Annotated in this window: 24 protein-coding genes and 1 pseudogene; 18 read left to right on the top strand and 7 right to left on the bottom strand. The window is 42.5% G+C overall.

Going from position 1 to position 24,918, the window contains the following annotated elements; genetic code table 11:
* Positions 1–252 precede the first annotated feature (252 nt).
* The gene (gene pdxA / locus U1P77_RS04125; RefSeq protein ID WP_321156116.1) at positions 253–1,335 is read right to left on the bottom strand and encodes a 4-hydroxythreonine-4-phosphate dehydrogenase PdxA; all 1,083 of its coding nucleotides are present in this window, start codon (positions 1,333–1,335) and stop codon (positions 253–255) included.
* A 365-nt stretch (positions 1,336–1,700) separates the two neighbouring features.
* On the opposite strand from pdxA, the gene dnaB reads away from it, so the two are divergent.
* The 3 genes from dnaB (at position 1,701) to argF (ending at position 5,479) form a co-directional block, all read left to right on the top strand.
* Positions 1,701–3,101 carry a replicative DNA helicase gene (gene dnaB / locus U1P77_RS04120; RefSeq protein WP_321156115.1) on the top strand — a complete coding sequence of 467 codons (1,401 nt, stop codon included), beginning with the start codon at positions 1,701–1,703 and terminating at the stop codon, positions 3,099–3,101.
* Between the two features lie 153 nt (positions 3,102–3,254).
* The gene (gene alr / locus U1P77_RS04115; RefSeq protein ID WP_321156114.1) at positions 3,255–4,379 is read left to right on the top strand and encodes an alanine racemase; all 1,125 of its coding nucleotides are present in this window, start codon (positions 3,255–3,257) and stop codon (positions 4,377–4,379) included.
* 176 nt (positions 4,380–4,555) lie between these two features.
* Positions 4,556–5,479: an ornithine carbamoyltransferase gene (argF, locus tag U1P77_RS04110; RefSeq protein ID WP_321156113.1), complete on the top strand. Its 924-nt coding sequence runs from the start codon at positions 4,556–4,558 to the stop codon at positions 5,477–5,479.
* A gap of 131 nt (positions 5,480–5,610) precedes the next feature.
* On the opposite strand, the gene rpiA is transcribed toward argF, so the two are convergent.
* Positions 5,611–6,270, bottom strand: coding sequence for a ribose-5-phosphate isomerase RpiA (rpiA, locus tag U1P77_RS04105; RefSeq protein WP_321156112.1), 660 nt, complete (start codon positions 6,268–6,270; stop codon positions 5,611–5,613).
* A gap of 297 nt (positions 6,271–6,567) precedes the next feature.
* Here rpiA and ilvA point away from each other — a divergent pair, with 297 nt between their 5' ends.
* The 9 genes and pseudogenes from ilvA (at position 6,568) to U1P77_RS04060 (ending at position 14,277) form a co-directional block, all read left to right on the top strand.
* Positions 6,568–8,121 carry a threonine ammonia-lyase, biosynthetic gene (gene ilvA, locus U1P77_RS04100; protein WP_321156111.1) on the top strand — a complete coding sequence of 518 codons (1,554 nt, stop codon included), beginning with the start codon at positions 6,568–6,570 and terminating at the stop codon, positions 8,119–8,121.
* Positions 8,122–8,465: 344 nt separating this feature from the next.
* Positions 8,466–8,630: pseudogene (locus tag U1P77_RS04095) on the top strand (excalibur calcium-binding domain-containing protein); the annotation flags it as partial.
* An 85-nt stretch (positions 8,631–8,715) separates the two neighbouring features.
* Positions 8,716–9,366, top strand: a complete 651-nt coding sequence (locus U1P77_RS04090) for an FMN-binding negative transcriptional regulator (protein WP_321156613.1) — start codon at positions 8,716–8,718, stop codon at positions 9,364–9,366.
* A gap of 166 nt (positions 9,367–9,532) precedes the next feature.
* Positions 9,533–9,955: an Hsp15 family ribosome-associated heat shock protein gene (locus tag U1P77_RS04085; protein ID WP_321156110.1), complete on the top strand. Its 423-nt coding sequence runs from the start codon at positions 9,533–9,535 to the stop codon at positions 9,953–9,955.
* 274 nt (positions 9,956–10,229) lie between these two features.
* Positions 10,230–10,748, top strand: coding sequence for a low molecular weight protein-tyrosine-phosphatase (locus tag U1P77_RS04080; protein ID WP_321156109.1), 519 nt, complete (start codon positions 10,230–10,232; stop codon positions 10,746–10,748).
* Positions 10,749–10,861: 113 nt separating this feature from the next.
* Positions 10,862–12,022 carry a UDP-N-acetylmuramate dehydrogenase gene (gene murB, locus U1P77_RS04075; protein WP_414479043.1) on the top strand — a complete coding sequence of 387 codons (1,161 nt, stop codon included), beginning with the start codon at positions 10,862–10,864 and terminating at the stop codon, positions 12,020–12,022.
* The gene (locus U1P77_RS04070) at positions 12,012–12,782 is read left to right on the top strand and encodes a YdcF family protein (RefSeq protein WP_321156108.1); all 771 of its coding nucleotides are present in this window, start codon (positions 12,012–12,014) and stop codon (positions 12,780–12,782) included. The genes murB and U1P77_RS04070 overlap by 11 nt, the downstream gene beginning before the upstream one ends.
* A gap of 136 nt (positions 12,783–12,918) precedes the next feature.
* Positions 12,919–13,242: a cbb3-type cytochrome oxidase assembly protein CcoS gene (gene ccoS / locus U1P77_RS04065; RefSeq protein ID WP_321156107.1), complete on the top strand. Its 324-nt coding sequence runs from the start codon at positions 12,919–12,921 to the stop codon at positions 13,240–13,242.
* A 120-nt stretch (positions 13,243–13,362) separates the two neighbouring features.
* On the top strand, positions 13,363–14,277 hold the full coding sequence (locus tag U1P77_RS04060) for a sulfite exporter TauE/SafE family protein (protein WP_321156106.1): 915 nt from the start codon (positions 13,363–13,365) through the stop codon (positions 14,275–14,277).
* Positions 14,278–14,428: 151 nt separating this feature from the next.
* On the opposite strand, the gene U1P77_RS04055 is transcribed toward U1P77_RS04060, so the two are convergent.
* Together U1P77_RS04055 and U1P77_RS04050 are read right to left on the bottom strand one after the other, a co-directional pair.
* Complete coding sequence (locus tag U1P77_RS04055) at positions 14,429–15,583, bottom strand: DEAD/DEAH box helicase (RefSeq protein WP_321156105.1); 1,155 nt, start codon at positions 15,581–15,583, stop codon at positions 14,429–14,431.
* Positions 15,584–15,842: 259 nt separating this feature from the next.
* On the bottom strand, positions 15,843–16,058 hold the full coding sequence (locus U1P77_RS04050) for a cold-shock protein (protein ID WP_321156104.1): 216 nt from the start codon (positions 16,056–16,058) through the stop codon (positions 15,843–15,845).
* Positions 16,059–16,389: 331 nt separating this feature from the next.
* Between U1P77_RS04050 and aroQ the strand changes: the two genes are divergently transcribed.
* Entirely contained in the window at positions 16,390–16,926 is a 537-nt protein-coding gene (gene aroQ, locus U1P77_RS04045; protein ID WP_321156103.1) for a type II 3-dehydroquinate dehydratase, read from the top strand.
* 219 nt (positions 16,927–17,145) lie between these two features.
* Positions 17,146–18,471 (top strand): ABC1 kinase family protein, encoded by a 1,326-nt coding sequence (locus tag U1P77_RS04040; RefSeq protein ID WP_321156102.1) that lies wholly within the window; start codon positions 17,146–17,148, stop codon positions 18,469–18,471.
* Between the two features lie 149 nt (positions 18,472–18,620).
* On the opposite strand, the gene U1P77_RS04035 is transcribed toward U1P77_RS04040, so the two are convergent.
* Complete coding sequence (locus tag U1P77_RS04035; protein ID WP_321156101.1) at positions 18,621–19,451, bottom strand: ion transporter; 831 nt, start codon at positions 19,449–19,451, stop codon at positions 18,621–18,623.
* 321 nt (positions 19,452–19,772) lie between these two features.
* On the opposite strand from U1P77_RS04035, the gene U1P77_RS04030 reads away from it, so the two are divergent.
* Positions 19,773–20,522, top strand: a complete 750-nt coding sequence (locus U1P77_RS04030) for a YebC/PmpR family DNA-binding transcriptional regulator (protein WP_321156100.1) — start codon at positions 19,773–19,775, stop codon at positions 20,520–20,522.
* A 244-nt stretch (positions 20,523–20,766) separates the two neighbouring features.
* Positions 20,767–21,918 (top strand): IS200/IS605 family element RNA-guided endonuclease TnpB, encoded by a 1,152-nt coding sequence (gene tnpB / locus U1P77_RS04025; protein WP_321156099.1) that lies wholly within the window; start codon positions 20,767–20,769, stop codon positions 21,916–21,918.
* 98 nt (positions 21,919–22,016) lie between these two features.
* Here the strand turns inward: tnpB and U1P77_RS04020 are convergent, their stop codons facing one another.
* Together U1P77_RS04020 and ftsY are read right to left on the bottom strand one after the other, a co-directional pair.
* Complete coding sequence (locus U1P77_RS04020; protein ID WP_321156098.1) at positions 22,017–22,589, bottom strand: methylated-DNA--[protein]-cysteine S-methyltransferase; 573 nt, start codon at positions 22,587–22,589, stop codon at positions 22,017–22,019.
* Positions 22,590–22,716: 127 nt separating this feature from the next.
* Positions 22,717–23,628 carry a signal recognition particle-docking protein FtsY gene (ftsY, locus tag U1P77_RS04015; protein ID WP_320157739.1) on the bottom strand — a complete coding sequence of 304 codons (912 nt, stop codon included), beginning with the start codon at positions 23,626–23,628 and terminating at the stop codon, positions 22,717–22,719.
* A 797-nt stretch (positions 23,629–24,425) separates the two neighbouring features.
* On the opposite strand from ftsY, the gene U1P77_RS04010 reads away from it, so the two are divergent.
* Both U1P77_RS04010 and U1P77_RS04005 read left to right on the top strand, forming a co-directional pair.
* The gene (locus U1P77_RS04010) at positions 24,426–24,578 is read left to right on the top strand and encodes a hypothetical protein (RefSeq protein ID WP_321156097.1); all 153 of its coding nucleotides are present in this window, start codon (positions 24,426–24,428) and stop codon (positions 24,576–24,578) included.
* Positions 24,579–24,669: 91 nt separating this feature from the next.
* Positions 24,670–24,879 carry a hypothetical protein gene (locus U1P77_RS04005; RefSeq protein WP_321156096.1) on the top strand — a complete coding sequence of 70 codons (210 nt, stop codon included), beginning with the start codon at positions 24,670–24,672 and terminating at the stop codon, positions 24,877–24,879.
* The last annotated feature ends 39 nt before the right edge of the window (positions 24,880–24,918 follow it).

Here is a 24,918-nt window from a genome sequence, read left to right as displayed (position 1 = left end):
AAGGCAGTAAGAGAGTGGTTTTATATTTTTTAAATTATATCACAGCTTATAATCAGCCTGCATTTCGCATTATCTTGTAGGTTGAAAAATATAGTCCGTTCAAAATAAAAATGGCACAAGTATTATAATGTGCTACTGGTACAAATTTTCCTCGCTTGCTGTGCGGCGTCTCAACTTTAGAGGCTCCAAAAAATTTATCCTAGCAGCATTGTATTCTTTTTAAAGTAAATCAATGATTGTAAGTAGCGTATTCTAATGAGCCAAAGCCTTATCTGCCATTTCATTCGCCATAACCAACGCTTGGTATAAGCTAGTAGCACTGGCGCCGCCGCGACCCGCCAAATCAAGCGCCGTGCCATGATCTACAGACGTTCGAATATAAGGCAACCCTAAGGTTAGATTAACCGTATCACCAAAACCATGCGACTTAAGTACCGGCAATCCTTGATCATGATACATCGCAATGACTGCATCACAATTCTCCAAATGTCTGGGCGTGAATAGTGTATCAGCGGGCATCGCCTCCGAGATATCTACCCCTGCTGCGATAAATTCTTGCAACACAGGATTGATAATTTCAATCTCTTCCGTGCCCAAATGCCCACCCTCGCCAGCATGCGGATTAAGACCACAAACTAAAATACGCGGTTGAGTCAAGCCAAATTTTGAGCGCATATCATCGAGCACAATTTGTACGGTCTGGCGTACATTATTTGCAGTAATAGCAGCGGGCACATCTTTTAGAGCCAAATGAGTGGTCACCAAGGCGACTTTCATGGTTGGATTGGCTAACATCATTACCACTTTATCACGGCCACTTTGCTGCATAAAAAATTCCGTATGACCGCTAAACATCGTGCCATCCAACAGCTTGATATCTGCATCAATCAGCGCAGATTTTTGTAGTGGTCCGGTTATTATAGCGGCCACAGTGTTATTTGACGCAAGCTGATGGGCGATTTCTAATTGCTGCGCAACCATTAGCGCATTATTAATATCAATATGACCAGCGACCACAGGAGCACCACAAGGAATATCAAGTAAAATAAACGCAGGGCTATTATCATCATTAGTGACAGCAAACTGCTGTGATATATGCCCTATAAAATCGTCAGCATCTATTTGTGCATCTGCTGTTTGCCAAGATAGTTTGCTCGTTAACACACCAGCGGCGACCAACTCATCTGCTCGCGCTTGCATGGCAGCGGCATCAGCGGTCACCCAAATTGGTCGCGAAAAATCTTGTAACTTACCGGCTTGTGCCAGTAGTAGCACCACGTCCATACCGATGCCCGCAGGCTCACCAGTGGTGATAAGAAGAGGTAGTTTTTGCATAGTCGAACTGTCCTTACTCATATTATAAATATCAGATTTTATTATATTTCTTATTATATTTATGACTTTTTAGTGCATCATTTTATTCGCTATTCATATCTATTAAGAGACTGGCGGATACATAGATAGTTGCTGATAGCGTCCGAAAAAAGCACATAATGTGTTAAACTTTCGCTTTTGATTGTAGCATTTACTGGCGAGCGATGAAGCCACGTTTTGGTACCTCTATCGTAGAAGTACAGCTCACTTTCTGTTTATATTTTTAATCATACTATTTTTTTAGACATACTCTTTTAACTGTTTTATTTTAATGCATTTTTTACAACGACTTCTGAATACCGACTTTTTTTAATAATTAGGCACTCATGGCAGACACCGACAAGACCGACGACTTACTCAATCAGCAACCGCCACACAATATCGATATCGAAAAGGCGTTGCTGGCTTCTTTGATGAGTATTGAAGAGGCATATGACAAGATTGCCGACATCGTCACCAAAGACGACTTTTATGCGGGGCGGCACCAATATATCTTCGACGCTATCGCTCATTTGGCGGCCGTTAATGAGCCTTATGATACGGTTATGGTGCATGACTGGTTAGAAGCTCAAAAGCTTCTTAAAAGTGCTGGTGGTGACAGTTATTTAGCCGATATCTTAAGCCAAAGCCCAGCGACTCTCTTTAACCTAACGGCCTATGCACAGCGCGTACGTGAACTGTCTACCTTGCGCCAGCTGATTGCTACGGGCAATGATATGCTCACTTTAGCTTATCATCCCAAAGATCAAACCGTCAGTGATATTTTGGACAATGTGGAAGCCAAAATATTCAGTATCAATGAGCAGCATAATAAACGCGCTGAGCAGCGCGGGCCGGTTGGTATTACTTCGGTATTGACCAACGTCATCGATAAAATTCAAGAGCTCAAATCAAATCCTGATGGCATGATTGGTCTGCAAACCCCATTTGCCGAGCTAAATAATAAAACCCAAGGGCTACAAGCTGGTGATCTAGTCATTGTCGCCGCTCGTCCTTCTATGGGTAAGACCACCTTTGCTATGAACTTGGCGGAGGGGATTTTATTCAATGAAGATCTTCCAGTGGTGGTGTTTTCTATGGAGATGCCAGCAGAATCAATTGTTATGCGTCTATTGTCATCGTGGGGAGCGATCAATCAAACCCATCTGCGCTCAGGGCAAATGAACGAAGATGAGTGGGCAAAGATGATGAATGCCATTCAACATCTGCAATCAAAGCATTTATATATCGATGACAGTACTGCCCTACCACCATCAGAGCTACGTTCACGCTGTCGCCGTATCGCCAAAAATCATGACGGAAAGTTAGGCGCTATCATCGTCGATTATCTACAATTAATGAAAGTCCCTGGTCTTGATACCAACCGTGTTGGGGAAATCTCTGAGATCTCTCGTAGTCTAAAGGCGTTAGCCCGTGAACTTGAATGTCCAGTCATTGCCCTATCACAACTGAACCGTAGTCTAGAAAACCGTCCAAATAAGCGCCCGATTATGTCAGATTTACGTGAGTCTGGCGCAATTGAACAGGATGCCGATTTGATTATGTTTATTTATCGCGACGAGATTTATAATGAAAACTCAGACCACAAAGGCGTGGCTGAGATTATTATTGGTAAGCAACGTAACGGTCCTATCGGAACATTACGCTTGGGTTTTGAGGGGCAGTTTACCCGCTTTATCAACCTCACGCCTGAATACTATCAAGGCGTTACCTTTGATGATGAATAGTGCGCGAGCGTGCCTAATATTTAAAAAAGCAATTAACCTTTAATAATTTGATTAACTTTTAACGATAAATTGCTGCTGATAACAAACGGCTATTAATAACAATAGCTTTGGCTGGTCAGTAGCTTTGAAACTCTGCTAATAAAGAAGCTGACTATGCGCACCGCCACTATCACTATTAACCCCGATGCCCTTACCCACAACCTGATGCAAGTCAAAAAAATTGTGCCTACTGCAAAAGTTCTAGCCATGGTGAAAGCCAACGCGTATGGTCATGGAGTCGCCGTGGTCTTGCCAGCTCTACAGCAGGCAGACGGTATCGGCGTGGCAACTTTTGATGAGGCGCTAGAGGCACGGCAATTAGGCTGGGATAAAACGATTGGCCTAGTTGAAGGGGTGTTTAGCGTGGATGAATGGCAGCAAGCCATTGATCAGTCATTCAGTTGTGTCATTCATCATCGTCCACAGCTAGATTGGGCGTTAGAGAATGTACCGTCAGCTAATAGCCCAACACGGCTAGTATGGCTTAAATATAATACCGGCATGAATCGTTTGGGTTTTAACGATGAGAACGTCATTCAGGCAGCAAATCAACTTCATGCTGCTGGCTACCAACTGATTCTTACCACTCATTTTGCCAATGCAGATGACCGTGACCACCCATTAAATGCTATCCAAATACAGCGCTTCGCTGACATGCTCACTGTCCTACGAGATAATATCAGCCCAGATATTAGAGGATCACTATGCAATTCAGCAGGATTGGTGAATTTTACCGACAGCCACTATGACTGGGTACGCCCAGGCATCATGTTATATGGTAGCTCGCCGGTCAATACGAAATCTGCTTATGATTTAAATTTACAGCCTGCGATGGACTTTAGCGCGCAAATTATGGCCTTTCAAACGGTTAAAGCTGGCGACGCTATTGGCTATGGTAGCCGCTGGATTGCACAACAAGATACCAGAACGGCATTGATTAGTATAGGTTATGGTGACGGTTATCCACGTGTGATCAATGACGATTCTTATGTCTCTGTCATCGATGCCAATACTGATGATGGTAATAACCAAAGCTATCCCTGTCCGGTTCGTGGTCGGGTCGCGATGGATATGATTGTTATAGATATCAGTGCAGCACCTGAAAATATTGCTCTAAACAGTAAGGTGGTGCTTTGGGGCAGTGCGCCTCATGTTGATGAAGTGGCCGCTCATGCTGGTACTATTGGTTATGAGCTTCTGTGTCGCCTTAGCGCACGTCCAGAGCGCAAACAAGTTTAACTAATGTATCCAAATAACGAAGTCCTAGTACTCACTCCTCATGTCAAAATTGGGCGTTTACATTGGAAGTAATTACGCTATACTAAAAGTTTGTTGTCACCACGGCATAGCTGATCGCCATTGACGGCTGATAACGTATCATTTTTCATTGACTGTGATCGACTGCTAGGACTGCTATGAGTTTGCGCCATTTTTTGACCTTATCTGATTTAACCAAACAAGAACTAGAAGCTCTCATCAAACGCGCGAGTGAATTGCGTAAGATGCAACATGCCGGCGAGATTTATCAGCCCTTTGTTGGCCGTACGCTGGGTATGATTTTTGAAAAATCATCTACCCGTACACGCATATCGTTTGAAACCGGTATGGGTCAGTTCGGCGGTAGTGCTATTTTTCTATCGCCAAATGACACGCAGCTGGGTCGCGGTGAGCCTTTAGAGGACTCGGCACGCGTGATATCGAGCATGGTTGACATCATCATGATTCGTACCTTTGGGCACGAAAAAGTTGAAACTTTTGCGGAATATTCCAGTGTGCCGATTATCAATGCGCTAACCGACGACTACCACCCTTGCCAGCTGCTTGCTGATATGCAAACCTACTACGAGCATCGCGGTAGTATCGAAAATAAAATCGTCACTTGGGTCGGTGATGGCAATAATATGTGCTCATCGTTTATGCAAGCAGCAAATCAGTTTGGCTTTGAGCTGCGCGTCGCTGCCCCTTATGGTTTTGAGCCAGATCCTGCGCTTATGGAGCGTTTCTCGCACTGCGTCAGCCTAGTCGAAAACGTGCAGGATGCGGCAAAAGACTCCAACTTAATTGTCACAGACGTGTGGGCCAGTATGGGTCAAGAGTCAGAACAAAACACCCGCGCGCGCCGTTTTGCTCCCTATCAAGTGACACCATCATTATTAGACAAAGCAGACCCAGAAGTGGTCTTTATGCACTGCTTGCCTGCGCATCGTGGAGAGGAAATTTCTCACGATATGCTCGATGACCCACGTTCTGTAGTCTGGGATGAGGCAGAAAACCGCTTACATGCGCAAAAGGCATTGATGGAATTTTTATTAAAAGACAAGATTAAGTTGCCTGCATAGTAAAGATATGTCTAAAAAGATTTTTTAAAGTTAATATCGTAAAAAATCGACACCATAAAAAAGGCAGATTACATTAGTAATCTGCCTTTTTTACTATACAAAAACCGTTATGCTAAAATATTAAATTAATCTTAACGCGTTAAGGTTTCTACCCCATCACTACCCGCCTTTAACACAATATCGGCTTGATTGGCAGCAAAAATACCATTACATACCACGCCCACGATATTATTCAACTGCTGTTCAAGCTCAAGCGGATTACTAACATCTAAGTCATAAGTATCTAAGATGACATTGCCATAATCAGTAACAAAGTCTTCACGATATACGGGCTCACCGCCCAACTGCGCCAACTGCCGTGCCACATAAGAGCGCGCTTGCGGTAGCACTTCAATCGGTACGGGGAACTCGCGCCCAAGTACCTTAACCATTTTGCTGTCATCAACCATGCATACAAACTTATTAGACGCGGCTGCAACGATTTTTTCGCGAGTGAGTGCCCCGCCGCCCCCTTTAATTAATTGCAAATGCTCATTAACCTCATCTGCACCATCGATATAAACATCTAGCGTACCGGCAAAATTTAAGTCGACCACTTCGATACCGAGTGCACGAAGTTTATCTTCTGTAACCTGTGAGCTGGCAACCGCACCGGCAAGCCTAAATGTAGGCAATAACTCAATCAGACAATTTACCGTGCTACCCGTCCCTACCCCTAATATCATATCGTCTTCGATATAGCGTAGAGCAGCCTTGGCAGCGGCTTGCTTTTGTGCGTGCTGATCACTCATCATAAATCCTTGGCAAGACAAACTTATCAATATAAAAGAGGTAAAATGCGCGGTCATTATAACTGATGCCTATAACAGATGTCAGCCTGCCACCAATTTTAATTTAGCCATTATTTTGGTCATTTTTAGGATGCATGTTTCGTTATAAAGGCTTTAATTAAATCATAACTAGCGTGAACACGACCACGGAAATTGCAATTGCGCCTTGCAAGATGACAAAAATCAGCATAGGCTAATCTATTTCGTTTTTATCTTCATTCATCATCTATTTATTCATCACCTAGATTAGGAGTCGTTATGCTGTCACATTGGGTACGAGCCATCTTGCAAGCCACCGTCTATGACGTTGCTATTCAAACCCCACTTGAGCCTGCACCCAAGCTGACCCAGCGTTTTGCTAATGACATTCGTTTTAAACGCGAAGACTTACAACCCGTTTTTTCCTTTAAATTGCGCGGGGCCTATAACCGTATCAGTCAATTAAGCGATGAGCAAAAGTCTCACGGCGTTATCTGTGCTTCAGCCGGTAATCATGCCCAAGGTGTTGCTTATTCCGCACGAAAATTGTCGCTAAAAAATATTATCGTTATGCCCACCACCACCCCTGACATTAAGGTCGATGCGGTCAAAGCGTTGGGTGGCAATGTTGACCTACAGGGTGATAGTTTCGATCAAGCCAACCGTTATGCCATTGCGCTTGCTGAGCGTGAAGGCTTAACGTTTATACCGCCATACGATGACGAGCTGGTCATTGCCGGTCAAGGCACCATTGGTCTTGAGCTGACCCAGCAATGGCGCAATATGGACTATGTTTTCGTTGCTGTAGGTGGCGGTGGCCTTATCTCAGGCATTGCGGCATTCCTTGGCGAAGTGGTTCCACACGTTAAAGTTATCGCGGTAGAAGCCGAACAATCTGCTTGCCTACAAGCGGCACTTAAAGCTGGCGAGCGCGTAAAACTCGAACAAGTTGGCTTATTTGTTGATGGCGTAGCAGTGGCACAAATTGGCGAGCTGCCGTTTGAGGTGATTCGCACCCAAAAAAGTGATAACTCAGGACCGGTGGTTGAACCTGAAGTAGTAACTTGTAGCAACGATGAAGTCTGCGCCGCTATCAAAGATATTTTTGAAGAAAATCGTAGCATCGTTGAGCCTGCTGGCGCGTTATCAGTCGCTGGTATGAAAAAATATATCAAGGCTAATAACATACAAGATAAGAACTGTGTGGGTATTATCTGTGGCGCGAACATGAACTTTGACCGCTTACGTTATATCGCTGAACGTACTGAGATTGGTGAGAAAAAAGAAGCGATCTTTGCCGTTACCATTCCTGAGAAAACAGGTGCCTTCTTAAACTTCTGCCGCAGTCTACATGGTCGTAATATCACTGAATTTAACTACCGTGCGGACAATCAACTATCACCAGACTCTATGGAGCCTGCTGCGATATTTGTCGGTATTGGGCTAAAAGAAGGTGATAAAGAGCGCCAGACTATCAGCGACCAATTGGCAGCTGATGGCTACGCGGCACACGATTTAACGGATGATGATATCGCTAAGTCGCATATACGCCATCTGATTGGCGGTCATGCCCATGTAGAAAATGAGCAGTTATTAAAGATTACCTTCCCTGAACGCCCTGGTGCGCTGTTAACTTTCCTAGAAAAATTAGGCGACGATTTTAATATCACTTTATTCCATTATCGCAATCATGGTGCCGCTGAAGGTCGCGTTTTGGTTGGCTTGCAAGCGTCTGAGAGCAACTCACGCTTGTTACAAGATGCCCTACTCGATATCGGCTATGACTGTGCTACGGTCAATGACAATATTGGCTATCAGTTGTTTTTGAAATAGTATAAAACAGGCATGAATTATAGCGTGTCATGCCTGTTTCTAACTAATGGCCGTTTTTAATTGATAACGGTCATTAATTCATAGCGGCTATGAATAGGTATCAAGCGATCATGAAAAAGATATTGATTGTCGTGGTTTTAATCATTCTAGCGTTTTACGGCTATAAACTTGTTCAATCTGAAAATGACACTACTACTAACTCCATAATCGATGTCGCGACCGACACCTCTACTGGCTATGCCTTCACGTCCACTGACTTTGATGATATACCGCCGACGTACGTTGACTCAAAGCCAACTTCAGCATCAGACCCAATACTGAATTCAGTAGTAAATTCACAACCTGCTCCGCCAGTAGTAGCAACGCCAAGCTTTTCTTGTGACGGCAGACAGCATTGCTCACAAATGAAGTCATGTGCAGAAGCGACTTACTTTATACAACATTGTCCTAATACAAAAATGGATGGCAATAACGATGGTATCCCCTGTGAACAACAGTGGTGTCATTAACTTTAAAAACTATCTTTGTTAGAGTAACCTATCATTTTTGTGATGGTTCATTGACTACTACTGAAAGTATGAGGTTGAGAGTGCCATTCACGTCCCTACAAACTTTTCTGAAAATAACTTAGACAGTATTATTGATTTTATTGCAGCCAATCCATTAGCGACATTGGTCGCTCAAACCAGCGATGGTATTGAAGCCTGTCATATACCTTTATTTTGGCATAACGATCATTCTCAGTACGGTAAGCTTTATGGTCACTTTGCTCGGAAAAACCCAATTTATCAAAATGCTTTGAACTCTACATCTTGGTTAATCATTTTTCAAGACTCAGGACACTACATCAGCCCTAATTGGTATCCGACCAAAGCTAAAACGCATAAAGAAGTGCCTACTTGGAACTATCAAAGTATACATATACAAGCAGACATTAATTTGATTGAAGATACTGATAGACTGAAGTGGGTGTTAGGGAAAATGACCTCACAGCAGGAAACTATATCAGATAGTCCTTGGTCATTAGAAGATGCGCCAGCTGCCTATATTGATACTATGTGTCGCGCTATTATTGGGTTTGAGCTAACCATAGAAGCTGTACAGGCTCAGTTTAAACTGAGTCAGGGCAAAGTTGAAGAAAATATAGCAGGTGTCATCAATGGGCTAAACGAGTTAAATACTGAACACGCGGCTACTATGGCTCATAAAGTTGTAAAGCAAAACGGCTACCATAGCAGCCGTTAGTTTTATATTGATAATACTAAAGCACTTCAATACAGAGCGCTTTTATATAAAACCACTTGAATATAAAAATCCTACAACCATTTAGCACTAATAGTATTTACTTAGCACTTATTATTCTTAATTAGTTTTAGAGTGTCTTATTCCATATGTATTCAAAGGGATCACCATGAAAAACAACCTTGATAATACAAACCAAGCTTTAATTAAAATCCGCCTTGATAAATGGCTGTGGGCAGCACGCTTTTATCGGACGCGCACCCTTGCCAAACAAGCCATTGAGAGCGGACGGGTGCATTATGGCGGTAGCCGTGTGAAGACCAGTAAAGAGATAGCGGTTGGAGATGAATTAACCATCCGCCAAGGTTCCGCAACCGCGATGACCGAAAAAACAGTAACCGTGGAAGCATTAACGGCTCAGCGAGGCAATGCTACTGCCGCCCAAGTCTTATATTCAGAAACTGAAGAAAGCGAAGAGCGCCGTGCCTATTATGCTGAGCAGCGTAAATTGGCCAATCTTGCGCGCCCTGATAATAAGCCTAGTAAGAAAGAGCGCCGTGACTTGCAGCGCTTTAAAAACAATCAAGACTAACCATTAGGGCTAACCAATAGAACTAAAAGAACGCTAAAGCATTACCTACGCGCTACGTAAACGTTAGTATCAACGGTAACCTATAATATCTGCGCAGATAGTATCAGCGCAGATTCGATGAATGACCCTAATGTTTAGCTTAGACTCTTGCCATTCAGGGCATTAACCGTTACGCTGAGAGCTAATTTGTTTAACCATTTACATGCTAATAAGCCGCATTATTAATGTTGGTTTCTTATAGCGTGTTTTTTTTATTGTCATAGAAGGTCATACTATGCTGATTAAAGCATCCACTCCATCATCTGTATTGTTAGTTTGTTTGGGCAATATTTGCAGGTCACCAACCGCCGAGGAGATTTTTCGTCAGCAAGCTGCTATTGCAGGGCTAGCGATGAAAGTAGACTCAGCAGGTACAGGCGATTGGCATATTGGTCATAAGCCAGACGCACGGGCGCGGCGTCATGCCAAAGCTCACGGTTATAATATCAATAAACTGGTGGCCCGCCAAGTAAGTGCAGATGACTTCCGTAACTTTGATCTGATTTTGGCAATGGATGCGCAAAACCTAGCTGACTTACAAGTACTCAAAAACAGTATCGCTGATACAAACGATAGCGCTAACATAACCACTAAGCCATTAGCAAAATTAGCATTATTTAGCGAAGAAGACCCAACCTATGGTGGCGACGATGTCCCCGATCCCTATCAAGGTGATGGCCAAGCTTTTGAAGAAGTTATTGAACGTATTGAATCAAGCGCCCAAGCTTGGATTGAGAGTTGGAAGACCGTATAAGTTTGAAAGACTATATAGAGATAAGATCTCTATATTTCTCCCACTTTTAGTCGGCGCATCCTTTATACTAAATACCGCATAATTTGTTATTTATTCGCCAAACAGGCTACCTTATGACTTCAGCTTTGCGCCCTGATCTTAGCATCCAACGTGATTTATCGCCTGACCTATCTCATGACTTCTCACACAAAAAGTTTTCTGAAAGGTCGTATGATTTGTCACATGCCAATACTATGGCGTTGGCATGTGTTGCTGATTCCGTGGTGACGTTAACGGATGAGGACCAGCTTGATCGCTTTATGGCAAATTATGCAGGAAGCAATGAATACAATATACCGTTATTGGTACTGTCTGGCGGTAGTAACGTGTTATTGCCAGCGCAATTGCACGCCATCGTCTTACGACCACTAATGCGCGGTATTGTCGTCATCAATCAGACCCAAACGTACGTCGATATTGAAGTCATGGCGGGTGAAAACTGGCACGATTTGGTCATCTATACGGTCGCTCAAGGCTGGTATGGACTTGAAAACCTCGCCCTAATACCTGGTCTGACTGGTGCAGCACCTGTACAAAATATCGGCGCTTATGGCGTCCAGTTAGAAGATAGCTTGCAATATGTGCGTGCCTATCATTTACCCAGCAGAACTTGGCAGCATTTATCGGTTACTGACTGCGAGTTTGGTTATCGTGATAGTCTCTTTAAACGCTCGCCAAATACCTGGCTAATCAGTCGTGTGGGTTTTCGTTTGCATCTTGATCCCACACGTATTTTAGCCAGCTATGGCGATGTGCAATTGGTAGCGCAAAGTTATGCCAAACAACAAAATCGTACGCTCCCCACTCCGGCTGATGTGATGCAAGCAATTATCGATATTCGCACACAAAAACTACCTGACCCTAAGCAACTACCCAATTGTGGTAGTTTTTTTCAAAACCCTATCATCAGTAATGCTAAGTTTACGGCGCTACAAGAAACTTACCCTGATATCGTTGGCTACTCGATGCCTCAGTCAATGGTCAAGGTCGCCGCAGGCTGGTTGATTGAGCAAGCTGGCTTAAAAGGTGGCGGTATTGCACCGATTGTCACTCATCAACAGCAAGCGTTAGTGCTCACCAACCACACCCCTTATCAAGCCACCCAAGACGACGTAGCACAAGCTCAGCAATACATTGCGGATTGTGTTTATGAGAAGTTTGCGATTCATTTATCTCGTGAGCCGGTTTGGGTAAATGCTGATGGCTCAATCGGAAATGGCGAGCATGTGGTCTAAACAGTCCTTGTCTAAACGCCTATGGCGACATTACCTGCGATCAGCTGAACGCATGGTCAAACTGTTTCGTATTATTAGCATTACTTTTGTGCTCGGTTCAACGACCGTTATTATAGTGCTTATCAGTTTATTTACGCCCCTGTTCTCACACACTGTTATCTATGTATTGCAACACTTGCCTCTACCCACTATGCCAGCTGCCGCGATGAGCTCACCACCAACTGCATATGTGGTTCTCGGTGGCGGCTTGACCAATGACAACAACAATCAAATTATCCTCAATCGCTATAGCCTCAATCGCGTTCGTACTGCGGCCACAGCGTATCACGATCTACCACTACCTATCGTGCTAAGTGGTGCTGAAGCGCCTTGGCTCAGGCAGTGGCTCATCGAACATGGTATTGATGGCTTAATAAGTGAAAATGCCAGTATGAATACCTGCGAAAATGCACGCTTTACCGCCAAACGCATTCCTCTACATCACGTCTATCTTATTACCGATAGCTATCATATGGCTCGTGCGCGGAGACAATTTGCTTTAAACGGTATCAACAGTACCCCAATTAATGCACCCTTGCCGGTCGAACGTGATTGGAGGGAGCCGGCACAAAACTTAAGCCATTCAAGGCGTGCCGTTTACGAAATTGCCGCTTACCTTCGTGATGTTTTACGCCCGCAGTTAGACTGTCGCCGCGCCGAAGACATGACCTCCCAGCAGTTACTGACTCCAAGGGGCAAAGCGGCCAAAACCTTCGATTAGTACCTTTGATTGAAATTTATGCTTTAAGCGCTTCTATAACTTGTCAAATTGTGCCTACGCTTTCTCCCATACCAGTCATTTAATCTATCAGCAATCAGCGTATAATAGAGTGGAACCGCCAACCAAGAGGTCTATAATGCTCAGCATATTTTTATTAATTCCATTGAGTTTGATGCTGTTTGTGGTTGCCATCTGGGCGGTACGCTATGCGGTAAAATCCAACCAGTTTGAAGATCTAGACAATGCCTCGCAGCTCATTATTTTAGAGGATCGTCAAGAACGCAGGCAAACCATTCAAGCTCATGATAATGCTAAAGCATCTGCTGAGAACACTAAGCATGAATTTAACAGTGACGACTCCAATAACCAGCAAGTGAATAGTGCAGAAGTGGATGCGACTCTTATTACTAACCGTAGTACTAATCATAATACTGACAGTGACGACAACCCAAATATTTAATATAGCTTTGACCAATACTTCCTATCTGTCATCAACTGCATTATCGGTCACTATTACTAAGTTACTAACGATAAGATAAACCCGTTTTCGGCCCGCTACTTATTCTATGAGACGCTCATTATGACCACCGCTTTATTAGTCGCAGCATTATTGATGGGGTTTTTTGGATCACCGCACTGCTTAGGTATGTGTGGTGGTCTTGTGACGGCATTTGGACTATCTATGAAAGATGTCAGTCCCGCTAAGCGCCGTGCTCTAGTTGCCACCTATCATCTGGGACGTCTAACCAGTTACGCACTCTTAGGCTTAGTCGCAGGACTTATTGGCACCACTGTGTTAGAGCCATTAATGAAGGGTAACAGTACGCCACGTATTTTACTGGGCTTAGTACTGGTTTTTGTTGGCGTAACCATGCTTGGCGCACCATTTTTGACCAAGCTTGAGCGTTTTGGTATGCGCTTTTGGCAGTACCTTAGCCCACTTCGTCAAAAAGTATTCCCACTAACCACTTTCCCACGTGCACTAACTGCTGGTCTACTTTGGGGCTTCTTGCCTTGTGGCTTGGTCTACGGTGCCCTACTTATCGCAATAGTCGCCCACAATCCGTTGAGCGGTGCAGCATTGATGTTCGTCTTTGGCTTAGGCACAGTGCCAATGTTGGTTGCCACGCACGAAACCGTTGGCTGGTTACGCGATAAGATTGGACGTTTTCGCCTAAGACAGCTAAATGGCGCTATTATGGTGTTATCTGGCTTAGCAGTTGTTTTTATACCTATGGTAATGGCTAACATGCACAGTGGTCATGGCGGTAGCGATGCACAGATGGATCACGGCAGTAATTCTTCTATGATGTCTAAGCCGGAACTGTCTGAAGCAACTGCAGCCGATATGAGTCAAATGAATCATGATATGATGCCCAATACCGATAACACTACAGATCTTAGTAGGCACGACATGAGTACCATGCCAAGTGATATGCCAAGTGAATATAACATGGACAATAATCATTCCGCTGCGATAAAAAATACTCAGTGATATGATAAAAATATGTCACAATTCAGCGTGAAAATATCTCATTAGCAACCTCCATAAAAAAAACCTTAACGCCAATCGTGACGTTAAGGGTTTTATTTTAAACATGATGCTTGGTTTATAATGGTGCTTTACAGCTAGTACTTTACAACAGTTACTGTTGCCACTGCTCAAGGGTAAACTTAGTATCTAAATGCTTCTCTAATGCTGGTATATTAAAAGCATCGTCCTCACTGACGAAGCTAATACTGATTCCTGTTTGTCCAGCGCGCCCTGTACGGCCAATGCGATGAACATAATCATCCGGCTGATCGGGCAAAGTATAATTGACCACATGACTGATATCATCAACATGTATTCCGCGCCCTGCCACATCCGTTGCTACCAAAATAGAGGCATGACCATCTTTAAAACGTTGTAAGTATTTTTCACGTTTTTGCTGAATCACATCACCGGATAGCATGACAATTTTGTGTGCTTGGCGTAGCTTATGATAGAGACGCTTTACCTGATCTTTACGGTTGGCAAAGACAATCACTTTTTCCACTGCCGTATCGGTAAGAATACGCTGTAACGCTTCTAACTTCTGATCTTCTGTGAGTAAATAAAAGTGCTGATCAACCAGCTCGCTGGTTTTATGCTCCGGCTCAATTTCAACAAACTGCGGCTCATGCAGCCAGCGATAAGCCAAGTTCATCACATCTTGGTTAAATGTGGCAGAAAACAACAAACTTTGACGATCGGTATTGGGTGGCATCCGGCCAACTAAGCGCTTAATATCAGGAATAAAACCCATGTCTAGCATGCGATCGGCTTCATCTAATACCAGTACTTCCACACGATCAAGATGAACCATGCCTTTATTCATCAAATCAATCAGACGACCAGGCGTTGCAACCAAAATATCGACATATTGACGCTCAAGCTCATGCTGCTGGGTTTCGTAGTTGGTTCCGCCCATGATACAGACGCTATGTAGCGAAGTATATTTGGTCAGCATAATACAATCATCGAATATTTGCTGAGCAAGTTCGCGTGTTGGCGCCATGATAACTGCGCGCGGTTCACCTAAATAGCGCTCTTCATTACTAGCAAAAGGACGGTTGAGCAAAGCTTCCATAATGGTGAGCAAAAAGGTCGCCGTTTTTCCGGTACCCGTTTGCGCCTGACCGATAGCATCTTGATGTGCCAAGGTATGCGGTAATATCTGCGCTTGAATGGGAGTTAGCTCGGTAAAGCCTAAATCACTCACCGCACGTAGAGTGGGCGCTGAAAGTGGCAAATCAGTAAATGTCGTGAAATTACTCAAAAAATTATCCTTTTATATTAACCGCTTATATATTAACCAATGATAGGCTCACGGTAAGCCTTAGCGTAGACTGTATCTAAATATCAATAACTATAGCCATGCCAAACTAAAAAGCATAAAAAAGCCAAGCCTAACATCTATCCCTTACCGAATACGCTGCGATAAACTCAACATCGGTAAGATAAGACAGGCTTGACTTAGTAGTATATCAGTAGTTTGCGCTGACATTATAGATAAACTGCGCTAATGTCAGTCTTGATCACTCTTCTACTTTTCTCACTTCTTCCGCTTGGAGGCCTTTATCGCCTTCTACCACACTGAATTCGACTTTTTCGCCATCTTTTAGAGAACGATAACCATCACCTTGGATCGCGCGAAAATGAACGAAAATGTCTTCTCCGCTATCACGTTGAATGAAACCAAAGCCTTTTGAGTCGTTAAACCACTTAACGATACCTTGCTCACGATCTGACATAACATTACTTCCTAAAAAGTTCGCTTAGCCCCAAATTCCTTTGCAACATTGCATATAAACGGGTACTAAAATTATGAAATCAGTAACAAAATTGCAATAATTATTGCTTATAAAATATCATAGCACGGGTTTTTAGTAACATAAAGACTTTTAACACGATTTTTGAGGTCTAAGTCAGTTTTTGATGTAATTTTTTTATAACCTAGCTAGCAAGCTGTTATGATAAAGAGCTAGGGTTAAACTTGTTAAGCTTATCCTTTCTAATATAAGCATCTTTTATGCATTAATAATTGATGAGTACCAATACCACTTCAAGTTTGTAGAGACCATTATGAGTACCTCCCCTCAGTCAACGATGCCAGCAAACCTCTCTAATCCTAAGGTAACCCAAGCCCTTACCTATAAACTATTACTTGTTAATGGGGTAAATCTTAATTTACTAGGCAAGCGTGAGCCTGAAATTTATGGTCATACTACCCTTGCTGATATCGAGACGCGCTTGATTAATCGCGCCGCTCAACACGGTGTTGAGCTGGTTTGTATTCAATCAAACCATGAAGGCAGGCTTGTTGATGACATTCAGCACTACGGGTTGCTAGCAGAAACTACGGCGCAAGTAGACGCGGTTATTATTAATCCTGCGGCTTTCACTCATACGTCGGTTGCTCTACGTGATGCCTTATTGGCGACCCAAAAGCCATTTATCGAAGTGCATCTATCCAACGTCCATACGCGGGAATCCTTCCGGCAACATTCTTATTTAAGTGATGTAGCAGTCGGTGTTGTCTGTGGTTTGGGGCATTTGGGCTATCAGATGGCGTTAGATTATTGGCTGGTCAATACCTATCTTATAAATTTAGATGATTGATTTTTCTGCACTAATATTTGCATCGTTTGGTACAGTAACTAAAGCGAACTGGTTAAGTAGTGACAGCTTGATTAAAACAAGACTTAATGAAAACATAGATTTTATATTTAGCGCTTATATTGGTAATAAAGTAGCGCTTATAAACAAACAGTCATAGCAACAAAACAGCTTAATAATCAAAAATATGACTTAATGAATAATTTAATAATGGTGATATGAATGGCAAAATCGTCCGGAAAACGCTTTATGAAACTTGCTGGCATGACTGCAAGTATTGCGGGCAAGGCGGCAAAAAACTCATTAAAGCACCTCTCTAGTGACGAAGAAAAACGCCTGCAAGCGCGCTCAGAGTTAATGCAAGATGTGGGTATTCAGATAGCCGAAACACTTGGGGAGATGAAAGGTGCGGTGATGAAAGTGGGCCAAATTGCATCACAATATAAAGATGTGTTTCCACCTGAAGTCGCAACCGCCTTAGAGAAGCTACAAAAAGATGCGCCGCCAATGCCTTATTCGCAGATACGTGCGCAAATAGAGCGTGAGCTCAAAGCTCCTGTTGACCAGCTGTTTACTGAATTTGAAGAAACACCATTTGCCGCCGCCTCTATCGGACAAGTCCATAAGGCTATTCTACCCTCTGGTGAAAAAGTAGTCGTCAAAGTGCAGTATCCCGATGTTGATGAAAACTGTGATAGTGACCTTAAACAGGTGCGCATGGCACTCAAAATTGCTGGTGTTCTTAACATGAGCCGCGAGCTACAAAATCAGCTGTTTAACGAGATTCGCCAAAGCTTACATGACGAGCTGGACTATACGAAAGAGGCGCATAATCTAAGAGTGTTTGGCGCTTTTCACGCCGATGATACAGGCCTTATTATTCCAAAGGTCATCAGTAGCCACTCCTCTAAACGGGTCTTAACCTTAACCGAAGAAATGGGCGAAACGCTGACAGTAGCCGCAACTTGGGATAACGCTATTAAAAAGAAAATCGCAGAACGTTTGTTTCATTTTAGCGCCGGACAACTTTTTGGCTTATATCGGATGCACTGCGATCCACACCCAGGCAACTTTGCTTTTCGCATCGATGGCAGTGTCATAGCCTATGATTTTGGTGGTGTTCGCAGCTATAGTGATAGTGAAGTTCAATTATTTCGCCGTTTTGCTCAACATGCAATAAAAGGTGATGTGACAGCGCTTGAGCAAGACTTAGTCGCTCTTGAAGTACGCCGAGATGAAAATACAGAAATTCCCGGTGATTTTTATCAAAAATGGCTATCGATTGGTCTCAAACCTTTGTCCATCATGCCCTATCAAGACGGCGATTTTGATTTTGCTACCAGCCAAGTACATCACGAAGCCATCACCCAAATGCGAACATCTTTAAAGTATTTTGGTCAGTTTCAACCATCAGCTATTACTATGATGCTAGATCGCACGGTATCCGGACAGTATTGGAACTTAGTTAATCTAGGCGTGAAAATCGATTTGTCGCCGCTGGTTGATGAATATATAAAAACATCAACGATAGAAACACCTGCACGTTAATTTTCATCTTTAGTATGGTCAATTTATGATGACACGAGTGCAAGCAAGCTAGATTCTATTTATCAAAGTAGGTATGACTAGCGAGGCATGATGTAGTCGTTTTATGATAGGCAGACTACATCTTGCACATGTAGAGCATGTCTACCATATTAGACATGTAATGCATATCCACAACGATCACAAAACACGGCCCCTAAGGCATGACCAAATTTACCGCAGTTCGGACAAGTTACTGGATTGAGCTGTGGACGCATATTACGTGCCAGCTCGGAGGTAAAAATCCCCGTCGGTACGGCAATAATGGAATAACCGGTAATCATAACCATAGTCGCAATGGCTTGTCCCAGTGGCGTTTTTGGTGACATATCGCCATAGCCGACTGTGGTCATAGTCACCACTGCCCAATAAATAGAAAGTGGAATACTGGTAAAACCATTTTCTGGCCCTTCAACCACATAAATAACCGAGCCGAAAATAGTTACTAACAATACTAGTGATAAGAAAAATACGGTGATTTTTTGTTGACTGGTCTTGAGTGCCGATGCTAAAAAGCCCGCCTGCTGCATATAAGCTTTCAGCTTGAGCACTCGGAAAATACGCAAGATACGCAAGATACGTATTACTAGTAGATACTGTACGCCCACGAACATTAGGCTTAAGTAACTCGGTAGCACAGATAATAGATCCACTACCCCAAAAAAACTAAAGACATAACGGAAGCGGTTAGGCGCTGAAAATAGCCTTAAAGCATATTCAATAGTAAATAAAATAGTAAAAAACCATTCGGCATAATAAAATATCGTGCCATACTGCAAGCGCATATATAGCACACTATCAAGCATCACTACGGCCACACTGGCCAAAATCGCAATCAATAATACAATATCGAACAGCTTACCCAAACGGGTATCTGTTCCCTCAATAACAATATGAATGCGCTTACGTAGGCGAGTAATGGCTTCAGCGGTTGGTTGCTTCATAGAATAGGTAGCGTCATAGCAGTAATGGGTTTATAAAATCGAATGGTTTAAATCGGTATGAAAAGTGTGGCGAGTCAAAATGCTTATAAGTGGTTTATAATATCGACAACTGATGGTTATTATAGCCCTATAACATTTGTCACAGTGTAGCAAAAAAACGCTCTTAACAACATACAAATCATTAACGCACAAGTAAGCTTATTACCACAAATCAGCTTGGCCATTGTACAATAAAAAATTATGTGAGCACAAATCAGCGGTTGTTATTAGCAGCCCTCTTATCAGCTCACTAAATAACAAGCAAAAATTTAAGGATGTAATATGGCAGGTCATTCAAAATGGGCAAATATCAAACACCGTAAAGCGCGTCAGGATGCGGTAAAAGGTAAAGTATTTACCAAAATTATCCGCGAAATTGTCTCCGCTGCCAAGCAAGGTGACCCCGACCCTGATAAAAATCCACGCTTACGAGCCGTCATTGAAAAGGCCTTATCAGCCAATATGACTAGGGATACGATCAATCGTGCGGTTGCTCGTGGTACGGGCGGCGGTGATAACGACAATATGGAAGAAGTCAGCTATGAAGGTTATGGTATCGGCGGCGTAGCCGTATTAGTCGAAACCATGACTGACAACCTCAACCGAACCGTCAGTGAAGTGCGTCATGCTTTTACCAAACACGATGGTAACTTAGGCACTTCAGGCTCTGTCGCTTATCTATTTAATAAGCGCGGTGAGATTAGCTTTAATGATGTCAGTTTAGAGGATGAAGTAATGCTCGCAGCATTAGATGCCGGCGCACTAGATATCGAAAACGATGGTGAAACACTGTTAGTTATTACCGAAGTAGATAGCTTTGGTCAAGTGAAAGACGCCTTAAATGCGGCAGGCTTGGTCTCTGACAACGCTGAGGTCACTATGTCACCAGCGACTAGTGCGGAGATTGGTAACATTGATGATGCGCAACAAGTAATGAAAATGATTGATATGTTAGAGGACATCGATGATGTACAAGAAGTTTACACCAATGTAAATTTCTCAGACGAGGTGATAGCACAGCTTGAGGAATAATGGTTATTAACAAGCTATCTATTAATAGATAGTTTATGTAGAAAGGAGGCCAAACGCTTCTAAACGTTTGGCCTTTTTTGCACCTTCTTTATGTAATAAACTTTTTAAATGGTTAATTTTAACACCTCAGTGCAGAACTCCCCTACTTCTAAAGTAGTGGGATGAATGCGTATTTTTGGGTTACTATTTGGCGTATGTGTTATAATAATTAATAATTATACCGCTAATTACAAGCAACTTCTATATGAGCAAACAAATCCTTAAAGCCTATAAAATCAGACTGTACCCGACAGAGGATCAGCAAATATTCTTTGCTAAGTCGTTTGGTTGCACCCGCTTTATTTGGAACAAGATGCTGAATGATAAGATTGAACATTACCGAGAAACCAAAACCGAACTAAAAAATACTCCAGCTCAATACAAGACTGAGTTTGAATGGTTAAAAGAAGTGGATAGTTTGGCGTTAGCCAACGTCCAGCAAAACCTACGCAGTGCTTATAGTAAATTCTTCAAACAAGGTTCAGGCTTTCCTAAATTCAAGAAAAAAGGCATCAAAGACAGCTACACTACCAATAATCAAAAGGGTACAGTTTCAGTCACACAAAGCAGCGTTAAACTGCCTAAAATCGGTCACATCAAGGCGAAGATACACCGCTCTATCAATGGCTTAATTAAAAGCGCTACCATCAGCAAAAGCCCATCGGGCAAATACCATGTCAGCCTACTGGTTGAAACAATGGTTGATGATCTACCTAAAACCCACTCCAATATCGGTATTGATTTAGGATTAACAGACTTTATTACTTTATCAGACGGGTTAAAAGTTGCTAATCCTAAGTTTTTATCAAAACTTGAAATTAAAATGGCCAAATCTCAGAAGATATTAGCCAAGCGCAGACTAGTTGCTAAAACTCAACAGCGTAAGCTGTCAGAAAGTCGTAATTACCAAAAGCAGCGCCTAAAAGTTGCCAAAGTGTATGAAAAAATAACCAATGCACGCAAAGATTTCCTGCATAAACTCTCATTCAATCTCATCAAAAACCACGATGTTATTGCAATTGAAGATTTGAACATCAAGGGCATGGTTAAGAATAGAAAGCTGGCCAAAGCCATATCGGACAGCTCATGGTCTACTTTTACCGCCATGCTTGCTTATAAATCAGAATGGTATGGTAAAGAGCTTGTCAAAATAGACCGATGGTATCCATCGTCTAAAACCTGCTCAGGCTGTGATCATGTACTTGCTAAGGCTGAATTACCATTATCTGTGAGGTCTTGGCAGTGCCCAAATTGCTTACAGAGTAATGATAGGGATATCAACGCCAGTATCAACATCCTAAATCAAGGATTACGCTGTCTAAAGAATAAAACTGTCGGTGCGACAGGGTTAGCTTAGTGAATTTGCCTAACCGCTGATACAGAATATCGTATCAAGTATGGGTATTACCTAAGAAACCGCCACCTCTATAGGTGGTCGGTAGTTCATCATTAAAGCTAACCTTTACATTTAACGCCTTCTAGCGCCAACAAGTATTCTTTTTTATCCAATCCGCCAGTATAACCACCAAGCTTACCATCACTACTGATCACTCGATGACAAGGAACAATAATGCTAAATGGGTTTTTCCCGTTAGCATTAGCAACGGCACGATAGCTTTTAGGATTATTAACAAGCTGTGCTAACGTGGCATAGCTGATAGCTTCACCATGAGGTATTGTTTGCAGTTCTCTCCATACTCTTTGCTGAAAATCGGTACCTGATGATAAATCTAAAGGTAAATCAAAGTCTTTGCGTTCGCCATTAAGGTATTCATTGATTTGTCCAATAGCAGCAAGTAATAGAGCTTGTGTTGCATCATCGATGCTTAGGCTATTTTTATCTATAAACTCAAAGTCACTATCATCAAGTTTATAATGCTTTTTAAGCTTAGGAAATGATTTAGAATTAAGCCATGACTGGCTTTCTTTCAGCCAATCAACGACAACAATTTTAGAGCTCTCATTTTCATTAGCACCTGCAATTAAAGCTAACTCATATTGTCCAAAACTTGTTGTAGTTACTATCATAGTTGTCTCAAAATTAGCGCTATTTTAAAAACTAGACTTATAAACTTAGCCCAGAAGATGAAAATGACACTACTTGTAACGGTGTCATCTTTTGGTTATTCACATCAATATGAGAGATCTAGCCACCTTACTCTTTCTCGTCAGTTTCAAACAAGGCTGCAACAAACTGCTTCGGACTAAAGGCCCGCAAGTCATCAATGGACTCCCCAACCCCAATATAACGAATAGGAACATCGGTGGTTTCGGCAATATTGAATACCACACCGCCTTTAGCAGTCCCATCTAGTTTAGTAATAGTAATACCCGTTAACGGCACTACTTTATTAAACAGCTCAACTTGATTAATCGCATTTTGTCCCGTACCCGCATCAAGTATAATCATGCCTTCGTGCGGCGCAGTAGGATCAGACTTACGCATTACGCGTACCACTTTTTCAAGCTCGGCCATCAGGTGGGTTTTATTTTGCAAGCGACCCGCAGTATCCGCTATCAGCACATCAATATTTTTAGCTTTGGCAGATTGCATGGCATCAAAAATAACTGAGGCACTATCGGAGCCGTGACCTTGCGCGACAACCGGGATATCATTACGATCACCCCAAATTTGTAACTGCTCAGTAGCAGCAGCGCGGAAAGTATCACCGGCGGCCAGCATCACAGATTTACCCTCACCTTGTAAGCGCTTAGCAAGCTTACCGATAGTCGTGGTTTTCCCTACGCCATTAACCCCAACTACTAAAATGACGAAAGGTTTTTTGCTAGTATCAATGACAAGTGGTGCGACTTTCGGCGTTAGGATATCGACCAGTTCCGTTTGTAATGCTTTATATAAAGAATGCGCATAGATTAAATCGCCACGCGTGGTCTGTTCAGTCAAACTTTTGATAATACGATTGGTCGCATTTACGCCAATATCAGCAACCAATAACTGATCTTCGACCTCTTCTAACAGCTCATCGTCAATTTCTTTACCGCCGATAAGGATACTCACCATACCTTCAGCCAAATTCTTACGTGACTTGGTCAAACCTGACTTCATACGGTTAAACCAGCTGCCTTTTTGGCGGCCTTGTGGCTCATTTTCTTGTTGATTATCTTGCGGTTCAACTTGTTGTTCTGGCTCTACTTTAGATGGCTCGGCGCTGCTACTTTTAGAACTCACATTTGCACTATCGCCTAATTGCGCTTGTAGAGGCATTATTGGTATAGCTGGTTTCGTGGTCTCATTTTTTGGCTGGCTCGACGCTGGACTGTCGCTAGGCGGTGTGCTTTCGGTCTCATTTTTGACTTCAGGTGATACAATCGGCGCACCCAAGGCTATATTTTCTGCCGCACTCGCGCTTGATACTTCTGTATTTACGGCATGGTTGTTTTGTTGCTTTTCTTCAGCACTTTTATCGCTCAACGTTTCAGGTTCAGATTGAGAATCAGGCTCGTCAATAATGGGCACAGATTGCGCTGGCATGCTGGGTAAGGTAATATCATCGTCATCTAAATCATCAAGACTGCCATCAAGGTTAATGACCACGCGATTGTTATTGTTTGGATTATTCATAAGCTTGCCCTAAAAGTTATCAACGTCAGTAATCTGTTTACTATAAAGTCATTTTTTATTTATTCAGATACACACCATCCGAATGAGAGATGATTTTTGTCATAGTTTAGCATAATTCAGACTAAGCTCATTCAACACAATGATAGAGTATTGCCATACGATACAAACTTACTAAGATAGCTTAGCTTAAGGTTTGGACACAAAAATCTGAGCTTTATTACTCTAAAATTCACCTACTCTTACCCAGACATTATTTAGTACTTTTTTATTAGGAACTGTTTATGTTATCAATATCTATCTATAACAAAAAACTTGTCAGCATAAGCCTGATTCTTTTAGTAGCTACAGTGACCCTATCGGCTACAGGCTGTAGTACCACTCATGAGTTTAAACCAACTGCTAGTGTCATTGTCGGTGCTCATAAGTCTTTGTGATACTTCTTATTGCAAGTTATTGCCAGACTTAGTTATTGTAAGATTTAGCATGAGTACATTCGATCATCGTTTTATATAGGTAGACCTTATCATGTCATCTTCAATACATTCACGCTTATCAAAACGCAGACGTTTATTGAAGAGCAAATATCAATTGAACGATGTCAAAAATAGAAAAGCTACTAAAACAACCTTTGCACTTATTATTGCTGCTTTATCTTTTTCGGTGGTAGGTTGTAGCACCCTTCAAGCACTTGAACCAACGGCCATTTTGATTTCTGATATAAAGAATTCTTTATAGTACAGCTTGTTGCTATATTTTAAAGTTGCTGTATTTTAA

It is taken from the genome of Psychrobacter sp. LV10R520-6, assembly GCF_900182925.1.
GTDB lineage: Bacteria > Pseudomonadota > Gammaproteobacteria > Pseudomonadales > Moraxellaceae > Psychrobacter.
This window is presented reverse-complemented; position numbering and strand designations above follow the sequence as displayed.